The following is a 19686-nucleotide window of genomic DNA, read 5'->3' as shown; positions in this document are numbered from 1 at the left end:
TAATGCAGACAATCGCTAACTTCCTACACAATTCTGCTACACTTTGGGCGACCTGGTCGCTTGTTGTTTCCAAGTACTGCTGAGCTAGAGAAAAATGATAGCACAATAATAAGTACAGGCTGCCGGCAATTCGGCAGCCCGTTCAAGAGTAGTTTAGCTGAATAACTTACACAAGTAGCACATTTTTCCTAAGCATAGTTATTCAATGGTGTTTTTCGTTGCCTTATACATATTTTCTGTGTATTCGTCAATTTCATCTCGCGACATGCGCAAGCGATTCACAGAAGTACCGTAGCCAATTTCCTGTTTCCCCTCTTCTAATTGTTTGAAAATTCCATCCGCGAAGGCATCTAATGGTTCTCCAAGCGTATGAATCCCCATTCCGCCTAAATCTGTATTCACTGCTGGGGGAGCAACTTCAATTACTTCTACAGACGTATCGGAAAGTTGGAGTCTTAGACTCATTGTAAAGGAATGAAGCGCCGCTTTCGTTGCTGAATATATCGGAGCAATCGCAAATGGTGTAAAAGCTAACCCAGATGTGACGTTAATAATAGCCGCCTCTTCTTTCGTTGCAAAAAGTGAAGCGAACAACATAGATAGATGGATAGGTGCTTCAAGGTTAGTTGTGATTTCTTTACTGAGATAGTTCCAATTGTTTTTCGCATCCGTTTTGAGCACATTAAAGCGTTGCTGGATCCCGGCATTGTTAACTAACACATTCACTTCTGGATAATTCGCTGTTACCCAATCAAACAAGGCTGCACGTTCGGATTCAATATCCAAATCACTGACATGAGTAATAAGGCTAGGGAATGCTTCTTTGGCATTTTGAAGTACATGTTCACGTCGTCCAGTTATAATGACCTTATTTCCGGCTTTTATAAAGCGTTCTGCAAAAGCCAATCCTATGCCAGAACCTCCGCCTGTAATCAATACTGTATTTCCTGAAAGTTTCATTTTAGTTCCTCTTCTCCATATTTTCTTTACTGAGAACGGTTGTATATCGCGTAATTTTTACATCAATTCCAATTAAAGCTTCTTTCATCAATGAGATTTCATCTAGCACAGCTTGTTTATGATTCCTCATCATGTCAAGTCGAAGTGCAATGGTGTTTTCTCCTTCTAAAATCCAATCCAAATATTGCTTAATGCTATTTATCGGCATATGCGTGTTTTTTAAACGAATAACGGTTTCTAGGAGCGCAATTTGATCTTCTGAAAATAACCGCCTCCCAGCTTCATCACGTTCGATTAGTGGAAGTAGTCCTTTTTTCTCATAATAACGTAACGTTGATTCTGGCACATTGAATTTGGCTGCAGCTTCACTAATGGAACAATATTTCATCTGGAGTCCTCCAAATTGTATCTTATCCTGTCGACAGGATTATAATACGACTTAAACCATGGTTTAAGTCAACAGAAATATCTCACGAGTTAAGGAAGAGGGGATTTGATCTTTGTTTTTATAAATCACGTCTGCCTACTCAGATACTTTTCTGGTATGGATGAACAAATGGAAAATAATAGGGATGCTCCTATAAAAAATGAATAGAGTAGGATCGCAAATTCTGAAAAGAAAAATTCCGGTCTTCCTAAATACCCAAAACCACCAAACATAAAAGGAACCATAGCAGCTGTAAACAGGCTAAACACTAATAACACAACTATCTTTATCAAAGTATTTACTATGATTGAACGAACCTTAAAAAGGCGAAGAAGTAGGATGATTACAAAATAAATCGGAAGAGAAAAAAAAAAAAAAAGATGGTTACCCAAGGATATAGGAGATCGATCTCGCTTTTTTCAGGTATTGCAAGTAGATACTTTGTTATTTTGTAAAATAGAACCCCGGAAAAGTAGCTTATGATGACAATTAATGCATAAATCAAAAATCGTTTCATTGCTAGTTAAACTCCTTCCGTGATACTAATTTTTAATTGTGTGATCTTATTTATTTCATGTTATAAATTCCATTTTATTGTATTAGAGTGAATTTTAACAAATAATTAACCATCAAAGAACCGAACCTTTTTCTGATACAGAGACAATATAGTGTGTAAGCTGCTTACTCAGGAGGGCCCTCTGAATGCAAAATGAATATATGTATCAATTACTTATAAAAATGAAAGATGGTGATCAACAGGCGTTTCATGCGATGTATGATGCCACCTATCAGGACATCTACCGGACTGTCTCCTTTGATCAAATGCTGTACTAAAAAAGTATATGAGATCTAAATAATAGTGCATGGACAGAAGATGAAGGTTTAAAGTATTGTTTAAGAATGATAATCATTATTAATTGCATGATTAACCAGACACAAGGGGGACGATTGACAATGCGTTTAGAAAGACAAGGGTTAGGCAGCAAATTATGGTTGTATGTGGTGATTGCTGTTATGTTGTTGGTACTCGCAGGTTGCGGCAGCACGCGGACAGAAACAACTTCCAATAGCAACGAACAGGCAAAAAAGACTGCTGCTACAACGGAGAAACGTACGATAAAGGACGCTTATGGAGAAGTTCAGATTCCAGCGCAGGCTAGCCGTGTTGTTGTTCTGGACATAGGTGCTCTGGATAATCTGCTGGAGCTGGGTATCAAGCCAATTGGCGCGCCTTCTATTCTGGCCGCGGGTGATCCCTTCCCGACCTATCTGAAGGGGACGGAGGGAATCAAGAACATCGGCTCCGTCAATGAGCCTAATCTGGAAGCGATTGATGCATTGAAACCCGATCTGATTATTGGGAACAAAGATACGCATGATGCCATATACAAACAGTTAAAACAAATTGCTCCGACCATCTTCGTAAATACGCTGGGTATAACGTGGAAAGAAAATCTGCTCCTTCATGCCGAGGCTGTAAACAAGCAAGAGGTTGGGAAGAAGTTGTTGGAAACCTATCAAAAGCGCATCGATGAACTGAAATCCAAGTATGCTGGCACGGCTCCCAAAGAAGTATCCTTATTCCGCCCACGGAAAGATAAACTTCAACTTTATTTGAAAAAGAACTTTTCCGGTATCATTATGGAGGATGCGGGAATCGTTCGCCCGGCAGCACAACGCGACGCAAACTTCTCCAAAGATATAACCGAGGAGCAAATCGCTGAGTTGGACGGTGACATCATCCTTTGGTTTAATCGCGAGCCGGATGCTTTCGCCAAGCTGGAGAAAGGTTCATTATGGGCAACGTTGAAAGGCGTGCAGAAGAAAGCTGTTCATCCTGTAGATTGGGAATACTGGCTTAGCGGTCTCGGCATTCAAGCTGCTAACAAAGTCGTTGAGGATCTGAACACATTTGCAGCCAAATAAGTAGTTGGAGTATAGGATCAACTGAGAAATCGGGTCGTCACTTGTGACGATCCCATTTTTCTGTATAAAAGCAATGGAGGTAAAACTTTTGAGCATAAGCAGTAATTTAAAATTTGCTGGACTTATTCTAATAGGCTTATTCGGCTTTGCTGCATTTGTAGGCAGCATTATGTTCGGCGTCGTACATATTTCATTTCAATCTGTCCTGGAAGCTTTCTATTTTTTTGACGGGTCCCGCGAACATATGATTATACGCAACATTCGGCTGCCCAGAGCGGTTATTGCAGCCGTGGTGGGGAGCTCGCTTGCTGTTGCAGGCTGCCTTATGCAGGCGCTGAGCCGCAATGCACTCGCAGGGCCTGAACTGTTCGGAATTAATTATGGCGCTGCACTTACGGCTGTGCTCGCTTCCTTTTGGCTTGGAACGACGTCACTGCAATTGTATGCATGGTCTTCTCTCATCGGAGCAGCGGTTGCGGGGATTTTCGTGTTTCTACTTAGTTCCACAGGTGGCCAACCTTTATCTTCAGTCAAGTTTGTGCTTGCCGGTTCTACTCTGAATCTGCTTTTTGCCTCCATGACTCAGGGAATTCTTATTGTCAACGAGCAATCGCTAGATACGATGCGTTTTTGGCTGGCCGGTTCCCTGACGGGCAGAGATCTGAATCTTTTCCTTCAAGTATTGCCTTATGTATTGATTGGATTGGTCGGTTCGCTAGCGCTCAGCGGTTATCTGAACATCTTTAGCTTGGGGGAAGATGTCGCACAAGGCTTGGGGCAGCGGATTCGAATGATTAAAATCCTATGCGTGATCGTCACAGTCCTGCTAGCGGGCAGCGCCGTGGCGCTTGCTGGTCCCATCGGTTTTGTAGGAATGGCTGTTCCCCACATTGCACGGCTGCTGATAGGCAGCAATTATCGCTGGATCGTTCCGTATTCCGCTTTGCTGGGGGCGTTATTGTTGCTGGCAGCAGATATCGGGGCACGATTTATACTTGTCCGTCAGGAAATTCCAGTGGGTGTTGTTACTGCTTTTTTTGGCGCACCGTTTCTTATTTATCTGGCCCAGAGAAAGGAGAGATAAACATCGCTTCTTTTATTAAATATAGACGATCGATCGGGATTATCGTGATCCTGATTATTCTGAATGCAGGTGTGCTTATCCTGAATGTCATGCTGGGAGAGCGGACGATTCCCTCAGCGGAGGTTTTTCGGAGCTTGGCGGGAATAGGCAGCGAGGAATATCGGTTTACGATTCATCAACTACGGCTGCCACGCGTATTAACAGGGTTCCTGGTGGGATGTAGTCTGGCGCTATCAGGAACGATTTTGCAAGTCATAACACGGAACCCGCTTGCTTCCCCTGGCGTAATTGGCCTGAATTCGGGGGCCGCCGCTGCTGTAGTTGCTGTTATGGTACTTGTTCCATCTTTTCCAATGAGTCAGTTCCCCTGGATTGCTTTCGCCGGAGCCTTCATCGCCACAGCTGTAATTTATACCTTGTCTTGGCGCAAAGGAGGGGGGAGTTCTACGGTGCGCATGCTGCTTATCGGAGCAGGTATATCAGCTATGGCGGGTGCGCTCATTACCTATTTCTTAACGGTTGGTGAAATATTCCGTGTATCGCAAGCAACTGTATGGATGGCGGGAAGTTTATATGGACGGACGTGGGAACATTTTTGGCCTTTGCTGCCCTGGCTGCTGATTCTGTTTACTTTTTTGATCGGGATGAGCCGATACTTGGATATGTTCCTGCTGGATATGGAATCGGCCGCGGGTCTTGGCCTTCGTGTGGAGACGATGCGAGTAATGTTTATTCTAATGAGTGTGGGGCTGGCCGGATCTGCTGTTTCTATGGCGGGAACGATTGCTTTTGTCGGTTTGATGGCACCGCACATCGCAAAGCATCTGGTTGGCAGCCGAAGTCTTGTCCGTTTGCCTGTGGCTGCATTGCTTGGTGGACTGATCGTGATGGGAGCAGATCTTGCAGGGAGGAATTTGTTCTCTCCTTTTGAGATTCCTGCCGGATTAATTACGGCTTTTATCGGTGCGCCTTATATGGTTCATTTGTTGTTGCGCCGCAGAGCTGTATAATGAAGGAAGACGTTCGTGTTTCGGGAAAGGCTGGTGTATCTTCTTATGCCGTCTAATGAAAACTTAACCTATCTTCTATCATCAGTCCGTAAGCGGACGTTTTCTAAACGCGGAGCCAGGCATATCTGTATCCCTGTTTATTTCCTCTGTTTTATTACAGAGGGGGAAGGGGGTATCGTGCTTGATGGCACATTGCATAGAGTGCGCCCCTTCCAGCTCTATCTGTTCGCGCCTGGAATGCACGTAGAGGTTCCAGAGCAATATGGCGAATTCAACTATTATGCCATTTTTTTCGAGCCAATCCGACTGAAAAAGGCAAGAGGGAAATATGAGGCAAATCCTTCCCCATCTGATTCGCTTTCAACAGGGCATATTCCACTTCATCATCCCCAGCAGTTGCTACAGCGAATCATCAGGTTGTACGATCACAGCAAACAACAGAATAGCAAGGGCTCCTTGGCGCTGCGAATTCAGTTCGAGGAGCTCATTCATGATATTTCTAGCAATGAATCACAACTGCCTTTTGTACTGGATGAACGTGTTGAGCGAAGCATCACCTACATTGAACAATACTATACCGAAAAAGTAAGCATTGAGAAACTGGCGGAAGTAGCCGGGGGAATGCCCTCGGTCGCTTTTTCACGTTTGTTCCGAAATGAAACGGGCATGCCGCCTTTGGAATATGTGGCTAATGTACGCATGAATCAGGCGAAATTGCAGCTGGATAGGAAGAACAGCCGGGTGAAGGAAGTTGCCGCTGCGGTTGGTTTTCGGAGCGAGTTTTATTTTAGCCGCATGTTTCAGCGATGGGTAGGCGTCTCTCCGACATTATACATGAAGCGGGGCACGTTAAAGGTGGCAGTGGCTTCTTCTCTTGGTTTTGAGGATCATCTAAAATCAGTAGGATTAGAGCCCGTCTGTGTGGTGGATTTATTCCATTATCCTGGACACAGCAAGGAACATTACAGAGAGCGTCTGCATAGTCAGCTTCTTGAACTGAAACGATCCAGCCCTGATCTGATTATAGCGGATGATTATCATTTGGAGTTTAGAGATCAATTCAAGGAGATCGCAGCGTCTGTATTTTTAGATTTCTCAGTATGGGACTGGAAACGCAATTATGAGAAGATTGCCGAATTGGTTAACCGGGAGCATGAGGCATCCGAAATGCTGACACGTCTTGAACTTCAGACCGAAACAACGGGACAGACGCTGCGCCGAGTACTGGGTCAGGAGCGGGTTGCCGTTATGCAGGTCAGCCACCGGGCGATTGGCATACAGGGGCTAGCCAACCATCCGCTGAATGAACTGCTTTACGGAGAGCTTGCCCTGAGGCCGTGCAAGCAGGCTCCGGAAGATCTGTGGCGAGTGGAGATGCAGCCGGAGTCGCTACCTGTGCTGGAGACAGAGCATCTGTTCATCCATCAGCACCATATTCAAGCAGGCAGTGAGCAGCTTTATCGCGAAATGACCAGTCAGGCCGTATGGCGGCAAATTCCTGCTGTAAGAGATGGAAGACACAGGTTTATTAACAACTGGTTTGTCATGAGCTGGACGCCATTGGGCCGACTGCTTATTATGAACGAATTGCTTGCTGCGGTTAGTGACTCCCATTCTGTTATACGTAGGCAGAAATAATGTTATGGAATAGGGAGGTTAACTAGATGGAGGGTAAGTTCATTGTATCAATCATTTCCGGAATGGGAGCGATGGGGTTATGAGGACATTAACAAGTAGATGATTCAACACTAAAGCTGGAAGATATCCCTACGCTAATGAGGAACGTTTGCTATATAAGAACATTAATGAGCAGGTGCCCGCGCGGCAGCCTGCTCATTTTAATTAAAGGCCAGAATGTATACAATCATTGACAAACGAATGCTAAGATTTTATATTAAACTAGTATGATATCGATTATCATTCTCAAATAGAAGATATTTAAACCCTACATAAGGAGAATTGAAGATATGACGAAGAAACTGTACCTCCCTTTTATGTTAATTCTGCTTGTCGTCTTGTCCGCTTGCAGCAATAACTCGGCGAACAATAGTACAGCAACGCCGGGGCAAGCCGCCAGCACACCATCCGCAAGCCAGGAGGTATCCAGTACGATTACCTATCAATCCGAGACCGGACCTGTTCAAGTTCCAGCAGCTCCTAAACGCATTATTGCACTGACGAATGCTCCTAATGTGATATCGTTAGGCGGAACGCTGGTCGGAGTAGACGAATGGACGAATAAGAATCCGCTTTTCACAGGGAAACTTGCAGGCGTTACCGTAGTTTCGGAAAGTGAAATGGAGAAAATCATTGAGCAAAAGCCAGATCTGATTGTCGCTGGATCAGAGATGAAAAATATCGATAAATTAAAGCAAATTGCACCTACAGTGGTCTTTACGTGGGGCAAGCTCGATTATCTGGAGCAGCAGCATGAAATTGGCAAACTCCTAAACAAGGAGAAAGATGCACAGAAATGGATTGACGATTTCAAACAGCGTGCGGCAGCAGCAGGCAAGGAGATAAAAGCCAAAATTGGTGAGAATGCAACCGTGTCGGTACTCGAAGCAGATTCCAAAAACTTCTATGTATTCGGCAACAAGTGGGCGCGCGGGACAGAGATCCTCTACCAAGCTATGGGCTTGAACATGCCGGACAAAGTCAAGAAGGATGCTCTTGGACCAGGCTATTACACGCTCTCGCAAGAGGTGATAGCCAACTATGCCGGAGATTACCTCGTGCTGAGCCGGAGCTCAGCTGGAGATAATTCTTTCATGAAAACCGAAGCATGGAGCAACATTCCGGCTGTGAAGAACAAACATGTCATCGAGATTGATACGGAAGCCTCCACTTACAGTGATCCGACAACGCTCGAATATTTGCTGAACATCTTCAAAGAAGGTTTCCTTGGAAAAAAATAATCAAAATCTGATATGCCTCTGAGTCGTAACCGTCATGTGAAAATCACGTGGCGGTTTTTTGAAATTTTGTAAAGTAATAGGTGTCCGATTCTTACTGGGCTTTGGCCTAGGAAAAAACTGGACTTGAGTTTGTTCTGATCAGGGTGGAGCAATTGCTATACTTCTAAATGGATATACATACTTTGGAAAAAGGGGTTACAATCATGAAAATAAACTTTGGCAGCACGCCTGCCACAGGTTCAGAAGTGGATAAAGAGCGTATTCAATTTGCTAGGAGAGGACTTCTCGTTTTCTTTGCAATGCTCATTCCTCTCTCTATTATTGGCTATGTGCTGGCATTGGAATATCCGATCTTTGTCCTGTTCCTGATGTGGACACCTGGCTTGTCCTCCATCTTCGCTCGCTTGCTGCTGCATGAAGGCACAGTGGATATTTCCCTGCGGGTCGGAGGACGGCGTACGTTAAAGGCTTTGCCTTTTATACTGCTGTTTCCAGTAGTCATTGGTCTGGTTGCCTATGGGATTGCCTGGATTACGGGACTAGTACAATACGTCACACCGGATACGTTCTTGAAGGCTCCAGCTATAGTTATATTCGTGGGACTTCTGCTTATGCAAATGGTTGTTGGTACAATAATTGGCCTCATCGGCAGTGTCGGAGAAGAACTTGGCTGGCGGGGCTATATGCTCACTCGGCTGATTGACGCCCGCGTTCCCTATCCGATGCTGATCAGCGGAATCATCTGGGGATTATGGCATCTTCCCTTAATGATTGTTGGGAATTATTATTCTGGTCCCTACCTTGCGCTCTCCATTTTTTTATTTATGATTTCGGTCACCTCCTTCGGTTACATTATTGGGCGTCTGCGGCTAACAACCGGCAGCATATGGCCTGCGTTCCTCCTTCATGCGTCATGGAATGCCGTGATTCAGGAAGTTTTCGATTCAGCTTCCAAAGGTGAGAATGTGCTGCTCTGGACGGGAGAGTCGGGGATATTAGTAGCTCTTGCCTTACTGGCAGCGGCATGGTTCATTTCGAGGAGACCGATGAACATGAGGCAGTTGTAATGCATCGCACGGGTTATACATTTATGGAGGTGAGAGGAATTGCTTAGAATTTTCTTGCAATTTCTCTTTTTGCATGATAATGTGTTTTTATCATAGGTTAATCGATTAACAAAACGTTCTACACACGAATTTAGAAGGGAGGCCGCGAATGACTACTTTAAAAGATATTGCAAAACATGCTAATGTAAGCGCATGTACTATTTCTAGATATTTAAATTCCAACATTGTGGTAAAAAAAGAAACAGAAGCCAAAATTCAACTTGCTATTAAAGAACTTGGATATGTACCAAATGTGGTTGCTAAATCACTAAAACATATGGAAACGTTCAATGTAGCTGTCATCGTACCAAAGATTAATAACCTGTATTATTCTGAGATGACTTCTGGCATTAGCCAAACGTTGGGCAAACATCATTATAATCTTTATATTTATGAAGTCGACAATCTCAATTTAAGTGAAGATGAAATTCTTCAACTGATGCGTGAAAATATGATAGCTGGAATTATTTTTATTGGATTATTTTCTGATGTATCTTTCAAAGAGAGTATCCACAGCGTTGTAGAATGGAATATTCCAGTTGTATATGCAAATAGATGTATTCAGTACGATGGTTTTCCATTGTTGTATCCAGATTTAACGAAAGCAAGTAAATTAGGTGTAGAGCATCTATTGTTAAAAGGTAAAAATAGAATTGCTTTTGTTCATAAGCATTTGCCTGACCATCTGCTAGCTTATTTTTTAGATGGTTTTAGTCAAGCTAGCAATGGTGAGGACCAGCCTTTGATTATGGAAATCAAAGAGGGGATGGACTTATCAGCAGATTGTATTCCAATTCTTCTTGAGAACAATATTGATGCTGTATTTGTGCTGAATGAAATGCTTGCAGTCAATTTGGCCAAGGCACTGGTTCAAGCTAATATTCGTATATTTGAGGATATTGCCGTGTTGAGTTTGGGGAATTCTCTGATATCAGAAATTTCTACACCTGAGCTTACCTCTATAGATTTGCAGAACCGAGAATTAGGAATCAGAAGTGCAGAGATTATTTTAAGTCAAATTCAAAAACAAGAGTTTGAGCCGATAACGGTTCTAGAGCCGTTCATTGTCGAACGTAAATCCGCCTGAGTGTAAGGGATGAATTATTAATTCTAGTTAATCGATTAACAAGCGCATATTAAACGGTTAATCGATTAACTAACTAACGAATGTCAAAAGGTTAATCGATTAACCGAAACAGAATAATTAGTTAATCGATTAACAAAAGATTTAATCTTAGCCTTGCAGAAGGAAGTACGCGAATTCCGTTAAGTTAAGAGCTTTAAGCTCTTCTTATAAAAAAACAAAAAAAGGGAGAAATGACGATGAAACAGACAGAAACAAATCACCTTGAGAAAGTCCATGCTATTTTTGATGTTTTAAATGGCAATAAAAAAGCAGATCTTCTTATGAAAAACTTGAACATTGTGGATGTACATGGGGAAACGGTCTATCAGGGGTCTTTATTAATCTACGATAAGCGTATTGTAGCACTCAATCCAGATGAATCTATACTCAAAGTGAAGGAAGTATTTGATGGGAAAGGGCTTTATGCCATTCCAGGCTTGATTGATGCTCACTTGCATTTTGAGTCACAATTGGCTCATCCGACAGCGCTAGCCGAGGCGATGGTTCCTTGCGGAACAACGACCATTTTTGCTGAGTGCTTAGACCTTCTAAGTGCGGCAGGTGAGGATGGTGTACAGGCTGCTAAAGACTTATTCAAAGATTATGATCAACTGCCTTATCGATTGTATGCGTTTGCACCTGGCAAAAAAACAGCGGCATCGGTCACAAAAGCTGTTTTGGACATGGAACCCGTAATAGGGCTAGGTGAGTTTGAACATTTTACATACAGCTCTGGGGATGAAGATGATTTCCATAAAGCAGCTTGGGTAAGAGAGAAAGGGGGATTTATCAATGGACATTGGGGAGTGACAGCTCTCTCCGATATGGTATTGAACTATTTGCCAGCTATCGGTGTATCCAACAATCACGATGTTTGGAATGTGAACGATATCGAAAAAAGTATTCGCTATGGTTTTGCCACACAAATTAAGTTTGGTGTAGGCAGTAGTGAAGTTATCAAAACATTGCTCCGCGCCATTGTGGACCGCAAGTTCCCGACAGATAACTTTATGCTTTGTACGGATAACATATCGATTGAGCGCTTGCTTAAGATGGGGCATATGGATTGGATTATCTCGCTATGTGCGGAGATGGGGATCAGTCCAATTAAAGCAATTAAAATGGCTTCCTACAATACAGCTAAATCTTTTCATATGGAAGATCAAATTGGCTCTTTGACACCGGGACGTTTTGCAGACATCGTATTAACCGACAGTTTATCTAATATCAATCCGCTTTATGTTTTTAAAGATGGTGAATTGATTGCCAAAGATAAAAAGTTGTTAAAGAATGCTAATATTGACTACTCCAATATGTGTACGAAGGCTGTAACCGGATTAGATGACTTAACACCAGATCAGTTGGATATTGTGCCTTTGGAAGTTTCAGAAGATGGGACACAAGCTAAAGTGTATGTCTTTGATGTTTATGGGCGTGGTCATGCTAAGTTTTACCAAGAAGTTTGGCTGCCTATGAAAGATGGCAAGGTTATGCCAGAATATGAGGGTGAGCAATTAAACCGTCTGTCTGTTGTTCAGCGCTATGCCAATGGCAAACGCCATGTCATTAATGGTTTATTTAAAGGAGTATACATTGAACGCGGTGCTGTCGCGACTTTCTGGCCTGCTCCAACCCCTTATTTTGTCGTAGTCGGCCAAGAGAGTGAAGAAATGTGCTATTGCCTAAAAGAAGTTGATAAGTATTCAGGCGCATGTATCGTCACCGAAAATAAAACGAATAAAAGCGTTATGCTGCTCGAAATTTACGGCGTGATGGCGAATATGACTGTGGATGAATTAACATCCAGTGTAGCTGCAATTGACGCTGCCCTTGAGGAAATGGGCAACCACAACGAAGGTGAACCGGTTGTTAATAAGCTGTTAAGTTTATTTATTTCTTTGCATCGTTTCCGCTTCATGGAATAATAGTATGATGTCTTATAAGTGAAGTCCAGCACATCCATCTATTTACTTTACGTTGATTGTGTAAACGCTTTCCCAAACGTTGGGATGAATTTTTGAAATGTAGGATAATTAAATTTTTCTTTAGAAAGAGGGATGGCATATGCCAAATAAACCTGCTTTATCCGAAATTCAAAGTAACGGTACTTTAACCAAGCGATGGATCATTTATTTGATTGGTATTTATGTATTGACGGTTGGCATTAGTTTGGCAATCAGGGCAGGCGTCGGCATATCACCTCAGAGTAGTCTGACCAGAACGATGACGGTGGTTTATTCTCCAATAACGCAAGGAACTTACTCTTTCATTTTCGAAATTGTCATGTTGTTTTTAGCCTATTTAGTACTGCCAAAAGACTTTAAATTCAAGAACTTTACTTCACTAATTCCAGCCTTTGTATCTGGTTTATTTTTGGACCTTAATTTATTGCTGACTAGTTTCATTAAACTGGATGTCTATGTTGAGAAAATTATGCTTCTTGCTTTAGGAGATGCCGTTTTGGCGTTTGGTCTATATCTCATGATTGCAGCTGATCTTGTGCTTATCCCTGTGGATTTGTTTGTTAATAATGTTGTGAAAAGAACGAATAGAAAATGGGGTAATATTAAAACGATCTTCGATTGTACCTTGCTTATTACAGCAGCAGGCATCGGTTTGATTTTCTTGCATAAAATCACGTTTATCCGCGAAGGTACCGTATTAAATGCCATATTTGTTGGGCAATATTTGATCTTGTATTCCTATCTATTTAGGAAAGCAAAGGCTAGAAAAGGGATAGCAAACAATGTGACGATAGACAAGCATTAGTGGACCTCAACATAGAAGCAAGCTGACTTATTGGTCGGCTTGCTTTTTATTTTTGAACTTATCGGATTTATATATGACATACTATATTAGGTTTATTTCGTTAATAATACATTTGTATGAGTAATAATTGAATTTAATATTATATATTGTGTTATATATATCTAGATGTTATATTTATGACATACTTAATGAAAGAATGGGGATGCAGATGAGAGTTGGAATAAGTGGGACGGGAAGAATCGGAAGGCTTTGTTTGAGAAAAGCATTGAACGATAGGCAGCAGGACTACGAGATCAAGGTGATCAATTCAACAAGCCCCATTCAAGTGTTGGCTCATCTATTGAAATATGATTCTGTGCATGGCAGATGGGATGCCAAAATTGAAGTATTGAATGACCATGTAATGATAATTAACGGCCAGCGGATTGCTGTCATCAGCGAGAGAGAACCTGATTTACTGCCATGGGAAGACAGCGGTGTTGAGTTGGTTGTAGATGCAACCGGTAAATTCAATCATCGGCATGGCGCGGAAAGACATTTATTTGCTGGAGCCAAGAAGGTTCTGATTACAGCACCGGGTACGAACATGGACCTTACTGTTGTTATGGGAGTGAATGAGCATCAGTACGATCCCAAGCGTCATCGTTTGCTGTCTGCAGCCTCGTGTACAACTAACTGTCTCGCGCCAATTCTACATATCTTGGATGAAGCTTTCCATGTCAAGCAAGGGTGGATGACGACGGTCCATGCATTCACGAATGATCAAAATCATATGGATAACCCGCATAAGGATCTACGCCGTGCGAGGGCATGCACGCATTCCATCATTCCAACTTCGACTGGAGTGGGGAAGGCACTCCTCGATGTACTCCCTCATCTCGCCTCTCGTATCCAAGGCGTTTCGGTTCGTGTGCCGACACAGGACGTTTCGTTGATGGATCTTCAAGTGGTAGTTGGCCGGAAAGTAAAAGTCGATGATGTGAAGCTCGCTATCCAACAGGCGATTGCCGGGCAGATAGGAGCATTTGTCGACTACAACGAGCTGCCGCTTGTCTCTGTAGATTATATCGGAAATAAGAAATCCGCTATCATTGACGGTCTTAGCATTATGACGCAGGAAGATCAAATTAAGCTGCTTGCCTGGTATGACAATGAGTGGGGGTACGCAAACCGGGTCATTGATTTAGTTGCCTATATGTCTCATATGGAAAGCACACAATCGAAGGGGGAAGCGACATGTCTCAAACAAACCATGTAAAATTGGCGGCCATTCATCGGTATGATCTTGGGGTTGTCATTTGTAAATTGTGCAATGAAGTGATTGCGACGTTGCCGACGGACGGTTACAAAAAATTTTATGGCTTGTGCAATGCCATGTCGTGTATTGAAAAGAATAAGGAGGAGAACAAAAAATGATGCAGAAACAAGTTGTGTCTTTTCAAGATGGAAATGCTTCAATGAAAGCTTTGCTTGGAGGAAAAGGAGCTAATCTAGCTGAGATGACACGTGCTGGCCTTCCTGTACCCCCAGGCTTTACGATTACGACCGAAGCTTGCTTAACTTTTTTTGAAATGGGCAATCGAATGTCAGATGAACTATTTGGACAAGTTGCAGCAGCGCTTAAGCAGCTAGAGAAGATGAAGGGCCAAGCGTTCGGGGATGCCGCTAATCCGCTTCTCGTTTCTGTACGTTCCGGTTCTGTGAGTTCTATGCCAGGGATGATGGATACGATTCTTAATCTAGGTCTCAATGATAGTACGGTACTTGGATTAGCATCGCTGACGAACAATGAGAAATTCGCTTACGATTGCTACCGTCGATTGATGCAGATGTTTGGAAGTGTGGTGATGGGGATTGATGCGCACCATTTTGAGCAGCTATTGCATCATAGGAAAGAGAAGGAAGGCGCCAAGCAAGACCAGGATGTTACTGCTGAAGGTTGGAAGAGTCTGATTGAAGATTACAAAAAATGCATATTGGAGCAAACAGGCAAATCTTTCCCGCAGCATGTAGATGAGCAGTTGCGAATGTCCGTGGAGGCGGTATTCAAATCTTGGAACAATCAAAGAGCCCAAATTTACCGCAAATTAAACCGGATTCCCGATGAACAAGGCACAGCCGTCAATATTCAGAGCATGGTATTTGGTAATAGGGGAGACAATTGCGGCACGGGGGTAGTCTTCACGAGAAATCCATCTACGGGTGAAAAGGCCTTTTTTGGAGAATATCTGATTAATGCGCAGGGAGAAGATGTCGTAGCGGGTATACGAACACCACTTCCGATTGCTGCTCTAAAGAACGAAATGCCTGAGATTTATGAGCAGTTGTTTGAAGCATCCAGGCAGCTTGAGAAGCATTACAAAGATATGCAGGACATTGAATTTACGGTAGAAAATAATAAGCTATACCTGCTGCAAACACGAAATGGCAAACGAAATGCCCAAGCGGCTTTGAAGATCGCCGTCGATATGGTTCATGAAGGTTTATTAACCAAGATGGAGGCTGTTGGGAGTATTGAAGTGTCACATCTTGATCAGCTTCTGCACAGAGGTATAGAGGAAGAGGCCGTTAAGGATGTCTTGGCTAAAGGGCTTCCTGCATCGCCGGGAGCAGCAGTTGGACAGCTTGTATTTGACGCAGACACAGCGGTGCAGTGGAACCGCGCGGGCAAGACCGTGATTCTAGCCAGAAATGAAACAACGCCTGAAGATATTCATGGGGTGATCGCTTCGGAAGGCGTACTTACGAGCCGCGGAGGGATGACGAGTCATGCAGCTGTTGTTGCCAGAGGGATGGGAAAACCATGTGTATGCGGCTGCGAGGAAGTTCGAATAGTACTTAATGAGAAGCGGATGTATGCTCCAAACAAGGTGATCGAAGAAGGCGATTGGATTACGCTCGACGGGGCAACCGGACGGATCATTAGCGGTATGATGCCATTAAAAGAAGCGAGCATGACGGATGAGCTCCTCCTTATGCTGGAATGGGCGGATGAAATTCGTACACTGAACGTCTACGCGAATGCTGACAATCCTGAAGATGCCCAGATCGCCAGACAATTGGGCGCCCAGGGGATCGGGTTATGCCGGACGGAGCATATGTTTTTCTCGCCAACCCGTCTGCCTGTCGTGCAGCGCATGATCTTGGCGGAAGACAAAGAGGATCGTTTGCGGGCACTTGCCCAGCTGCTCCCTATACAGCAGTCGGACTTTGAGGGCATGTTCGAAGCAATGGACGGTCTTCCGGTAACCATCCGACTGCTGGACCCGCCGCTTCATGAATTTTTGCCTAACCTTGAGGAGCTGCAAAGAAGGCATGCGGAGCTGACTTATGATAGAAGCGGGTCAGATTTGGAAAGAGATGAGGTCGCTCAGCTTCTCAGCAAAGTGCAGGCTCTTCACGAGGCTAACCCGATGTTAGGACAACGGGGGTGCAGACTGGGTATTGTATTTCCAGAGATTTATGATATGCAAATTGAGGCTGTCTTCCGTGCTGCTTCGGATTGTATCAACAGAGGCATTCGAGTCCTTCCAGAAATTATGATTCCGCTCGTTGGTCATGCCAATGAATTGAAAATTGTAAGAGAGCTTGTTGACTTGGTTGCCGAGCAGGTGCTAGGGAAAGATAGCCTTCGAGATTGTCCGTACAAGGTAGGGACTATGATCGAGGTACCACGCGCTGCGCTTACTGCACGTCAAATTGTGGCGTATGCTGACTTTTTCTCTTTTGGGACAAATGACTTGACGCAAATGACATTCGGCTACAGCCGAGACGATGCGGAAGGGAAATTTCTAACCCATTATGTGGATCAGAAGCTGCTTCAGCATAATCCGTTTCAGGTTCTTGACACGGAGGGCGTCGGCCAATTGATTGATTTAGCCGTGAATGCAGGGCGACTCGTTAAGCCATCGCTCAAAACGGGTATTTGCGGAGAGCATGGTGGAGATAAAGAGTCTATTTTCTTTTGCCATTTGACCGGATTGGATTATGTGAGTTGTTCCCCTTACCGGATTCCTTTAGCACGAATCGCAGCAGCTCAAGCGTTCATCCAGCATGGAGATCCCCGTGAAATAAAGGTTGCCCAAGCGATTTGATACAAGTAGAGAATCAGTTTTATAGGATAATGAGGCTGTCTCAAAAGTCGAAAATGACTTCGAGGCAGCCTCTTCTGTTTATGAGGCTCCAACTGGTACGCCTAACCTAACTGTAATACCAACTGCAACTGCAACTGCAACTGCCTATTCAACTACAACCCCAGCCTGTTGCCGAATTCCACCGGAATTACTCCAGTGTTATCCGAGTAAAACTGCAAAAGTGCAGGCTTTTTCAATAAAATCGCTTGAAAAATGAAAAAACCTGCAATAATACAGGAATTTACTGATTATTGTTCCTAAAACTTGAAAAAGTCCATCAAAAGATGCAGATTTGCAGGAATTCAGGTTCTAGAGGTAGATTCTGAGCAAAAAAGATGCAGATTTGCAGGAATTTGATCCTGCAGTTGCTTCGAAGTCATCAAAAGATGAGCAATCGCAGGAATTCAGGTTCTGTAGACTCCGACAAGGCTTGCTACTCCAAGCAGCACCAAAGGACAAGCCTCTGAAAAAGGCTGTATAGTTAAATTCATTCTCGGATACAGCGTGCATCAGCGGCCTACCGACACGCGTTGTCTCATCCCTCAGCTAGAAAAAGTAAAGTTTGCTCTGTGCCATCGTCAAAGATAACACTTGAAGTTAATATTCAGTTTATAAAGTGCGGTTATATTGTATTTGTTGAGGCAAATTATGCCTTGAGCGAACAGTGTTCTTTACGTACATAGTTCGTTATACTATTTTAGAAGGAAGAAGGAAGAAGGAAGAAGGAAGAAGGAAGAAGGAAGAAGGAAGAAGGAAGAAGGAAGAAGGAAGAAGGAAGAAGGAAGGAAGAAAGAGAGATGGTCGATATGACGGCAGAAACAAAAGGTTCACCACAGGCGTTCTCTTTAAAAGCAATTTTGCCAACCCTTTTGGCAATTGCAACAGGTATGTTTCTCGTTATTTTGGATGGTACGATTATGAATGTCGCTATTCCCAAGCTGGTGCATCAATTCAATACTGATTTAAAGCATATTCAGTGGGTTATTACAGGCTATACGTTGGCTTTATCTGCTGTCATTCCACTGGCTGGTTGGTTTTCGGATCGTTTTTCGGCAAAACGAGCGTTTCTATGGAGCATCGTCATGTTTGTATGCGGCTCGGTTTTATGTTCTTTTGCTCAAACATCGGATCAATTGATTCTATTTCGGATTATTCAAGGCTTAGGCGGAGGCATGGTTGCGCCAATTGGCATCGCCATGACCTTTCAACTGGCTCCTCCTGACAAACGCGGCTCTGTTATGGGGATTATGGGTCTTCCCATGCTTCTGGCTCCCATACTGGGCCCCGTGTTATCGGGCTGGATCATTGAATACGTCAATTGGCAGTGGATATTTCTAATTAATCTTCCCGTTGGTGTGCTTGCATTTTTCCTTAATAAAAAATTTCTTCCATCTGCTAGTCCGAGTAAAAAAATGAAGTTGGATATCAAAGGAGCCATATTAGCACCTATTGCATTCGGTTCGCTAGTATTTGCTGTTCATGAGGGCGGAACGAATGGCTGGTCCAGCTCTTTGACGGTAACTTTTCTTGCCATCGGCGTTGCTGCCTTGTTTGCATTCATTTTGGTCGAGCTTGGGCACAAGCAGCCTCTTTTGGAGCTTCGAGCCTTCCGCTCAAAGGATTTCACTTTAGGTATTATTCTAGCTTGGGTAAATATGATGGCTCTTTTCGGATCTATTCTTCTTTTCCCGCTCTTTTTGCAGCAAGTTAAAGGCTTATCTCCTCTGGATGCCGGCTTGTTGGTCATTCCTCAAGCTATCCTGTCATCGATTGGCATTAATGTTGGCGGCAGATTGTTTGATAAATTTGGGATTCGTCCGATTGCCTTCGTCGGGATTATTTCCACAGCATGCTCGCTCTTTGCAATGACTCACATATCGGTGGATACAAGCACGACTTTCATTGTAAGTTGTCTGGCCTTCCTTGGATTGGGTCAAGGTCTCACGATGATGCAGATCAACGCGCATGTATTGAAATCTGCTCCGAAGGAGCTAGTCAGCCGCGTCACGCCAATCACAACATCGGCTCAACAAATCGTGGTTTCTTTTGCAATTACCATCATTACAGCGTATTTATCGAGTCAACTGAGCATCCTTCCTCATACCCTAGATGGCATGGCCGATGCATTCAGTCAAACATTTTATATTCCGTTTGGATTGGCGCTTCTTGGACTAGTGCTTAGCTTCTTCATCCGTAAACCGCAAAATAGGTAGGTTCAACTGAATAG

General features: G+C 43.5%; 15 protein-coding genes and 1 pseudogene. 14 read left to right on the top strand and 2 right to left on the bottom strand.

Annotated features, from left to right (window positions below; all coding sequences use genetic code 11):
* Positions 1 to 198: 198 nt before the first annotated feature.
* Positions 199 to 960 (bottom strand): SDR family oxidoreductase, encoded by a 762-nt coding sequence (locus tag HQN90_RS21050; RefSeq protein WP_173222293.1) that lies wholly within the window; start codon positions 958 to 960, stop codon positions 199 to 201.
* Position 961: 1 nt separating this feature from the next.
* The gene (locus tag HQN90_RS21045) at positions 962 to 1348 is read right to left on the bottom strand and encodes a MerR family transcriptional regulator (RefSeq protein WP_173222291.1); all 387 of its coding nucleotides are present in this window, start codon (positions 1346 to 1348) and stop codon (positions 962 to 964) included.
* 741 nt (positions 1349 to 2089) lie between these two features.
* Between HQN90_RS21045 and HQN90_RS21040 the strand changes: the two are divergent.
* From HQN90_RS21040 to HQN90_RS20975, 14 genes and pseudogenes are all read left to right on the top strand, one after another.
* A pseudogene (locus tag HQN90_RS21040) lies at positions 2090 to 2203 on the top strand (sigma-70 family RNA polymerase sigma factor); the annotation flags it as partial.
* Positions 2204 to 2341: 138 nt separating this feature from the next.
* The gene (locus tag HQN90_RS21035) at positions 2342 to 3313 is read left to right on the top strand and encodes an ABC transporter substrate-binding protein (protein ID WP_173222289.1); all 972 of its coding nucleotides are present in this window, start codon (positions 2342 to 2344) and stop codon (positions 3311 to 3313) included.
* Between the two features lie 73 nt (positions 3314 to 3386).
* The gene (locus HQN90_RS21030; RefSeq protein WP_173222287.1) at positions 3387 to 4397 is read left to right on the top strand and encodes a FecCD family ABC transporter permease; all 1011 of its coding nucleotides are present in this window, start codon (positions 3387 to 3389) and stop codon (positions 4395 to 4397) included.
* Between the two features lie 44 nt (positions 4398 to 4441).
* On the top strand, positions 4442 to 5407 hold the full coding sequence (locus tag HQN90_RS21025) for an iron chelate uptake ABC transporter family permease subunit (protein WP_173222285.1): 966 nt from the start codon (positions 4442 to 4444) through the stop codon (positions 5405 to 5407).
* A 177-nt stretch (positions 5408 to 5584) separates the two neighbouring features.
* Positions 5585 to 7045, top strand: coding sequence for a helix-turn-helix domain-containing protein (locus HQN90_RS21020; protein ID WP_173222283.1), 1461 nt, complete (start codon positions 5585 to 5587; stop codon positions 7043 to 7045).
* Between the two features lie 329 nt (positions 7046 to 7374).
* Positions 7375 to 8325, top strand: coding sequence for an iron-hydroxamate ABC transporter substrate-binding protein (locus HQN90_RS21015; protein ID WP_173222281.1), 951 nt, complete (start codon positions 7375 to 7377; stop codon positions 8323 to 8325).
* Between the two features lie 203 nt (positions 8326 to 8528).
* The gene (locus HQN90_RS21010; protein ID WP_173222279.1) at positions 8529 to 9392 is read left to right on the top strand and encodes a type II CAAX endopeptidase family protein; all 864 of its coding nucleotides are present in this window, start codon (positions 8529 to 8531) and stop codon (positions 9390 to 9392) included.
* A gap of 148 nt (positions 9393 to 9540) precedes the next feature.
* Positions 9541 to 10518, top strand: a complete 978-nt coding sequence (locus HQN90_RS21005; protein WP_173222277.1) for a LacI family DNA-binding transcriptional regulator — start codon at positions 9541 to 9543, stop codon at positions 10516 to 10518.
* Between the two features lie 236 nt (positions 10519 to 10754).
* Positions 10755 to 12482, top strand: coding sequence for an amidohydrolase family protein (locus HQN90_RS21000; protein WP_173222275.1), 1728 nt, complete (start codon positions 10755 to 10757; stop codon positions 12480 to 12482).
* A 139-nt stretch (positions 12483 to 12621) separates the two neighbouring features.
* Entirely contained in the window at positions 12622 to 13326 is a 705-nt protein-coding gene (locus HQN90_RS20995) for a YczE/YyaS/YitT family protein (RefSeq protein WP_173222273.1), read from the top strand.
* A gap of 202 nt (positions 13327 to 13528) precedes the next feature.
* On the top strand, positions 13529 to 14584 hold the full coding sequence (gene gap / locus HQN90_RS20990; protein ID WP_173222271.1) for a type I glyceraldehyde-3-phosphate dehydrogenase: 1056 nt from the start codon (positions 13529 to 13531) through the stop codon (positions 14582 to 14584).
* Positions 14563 to 14742, top strand: a complete 180-nt coding sequence (locus HQN90_RS20985; protein WP_173222269.1) for a GapA-binding peptide SR1P — start codon at positions 14563 to 14565, stop codon at positions 14740 to 14742. Before gap ends, HQN90_RS20985 begins: the two co-directional genes overlap by 22 nt.
* Positions 14739 to 17420 carry a pyruvate, phosphate dikinase gene (gene ppdK / locus HQN90_RS20980; protein WP_173222267.1) on the top strand — a complete coding sequence of 894 codons (2682 nt, stop codon included), beginning with the start codon at positions 14739 to 14741 and terminating at the stop codon, positions 17418 to 17420. The genes HQN90_RS20985 and ppdK overlap by 4 nt, the downstream gene beginning before the upstream one ends.
* An 836-nt stretch (positions 17421 to 18256) precedes the next feature.
* Positions 18257 to 19672 (top strand): MDR family MFS transporter, encoded by a 1416-nt coding sequence (locus HQN90_RS20975; RefSeq protein ID WP_246362684.1) that lies wholly within the window; start codon positions 18257 to 18259, stop codon positions 19670 to 19672.
* The last annotated feature ends 14 nt before the right edge of the window (positions 19673 to 19686 follow it).

This window comes from Paenibacillus alba (genome assembly GCF_013204855.1).
GTDB classification, from domain to species: Bacteria; Bacillota; Bacilli; order Paenibacillales; family NBRC-103111; genus Paenibacillus_E; species Paenibacillus_E alba.
Note: the sequence above shows the minus strand (reverse complement) of the source record. Positions and strands in the feature narration are given on the sequence as shown.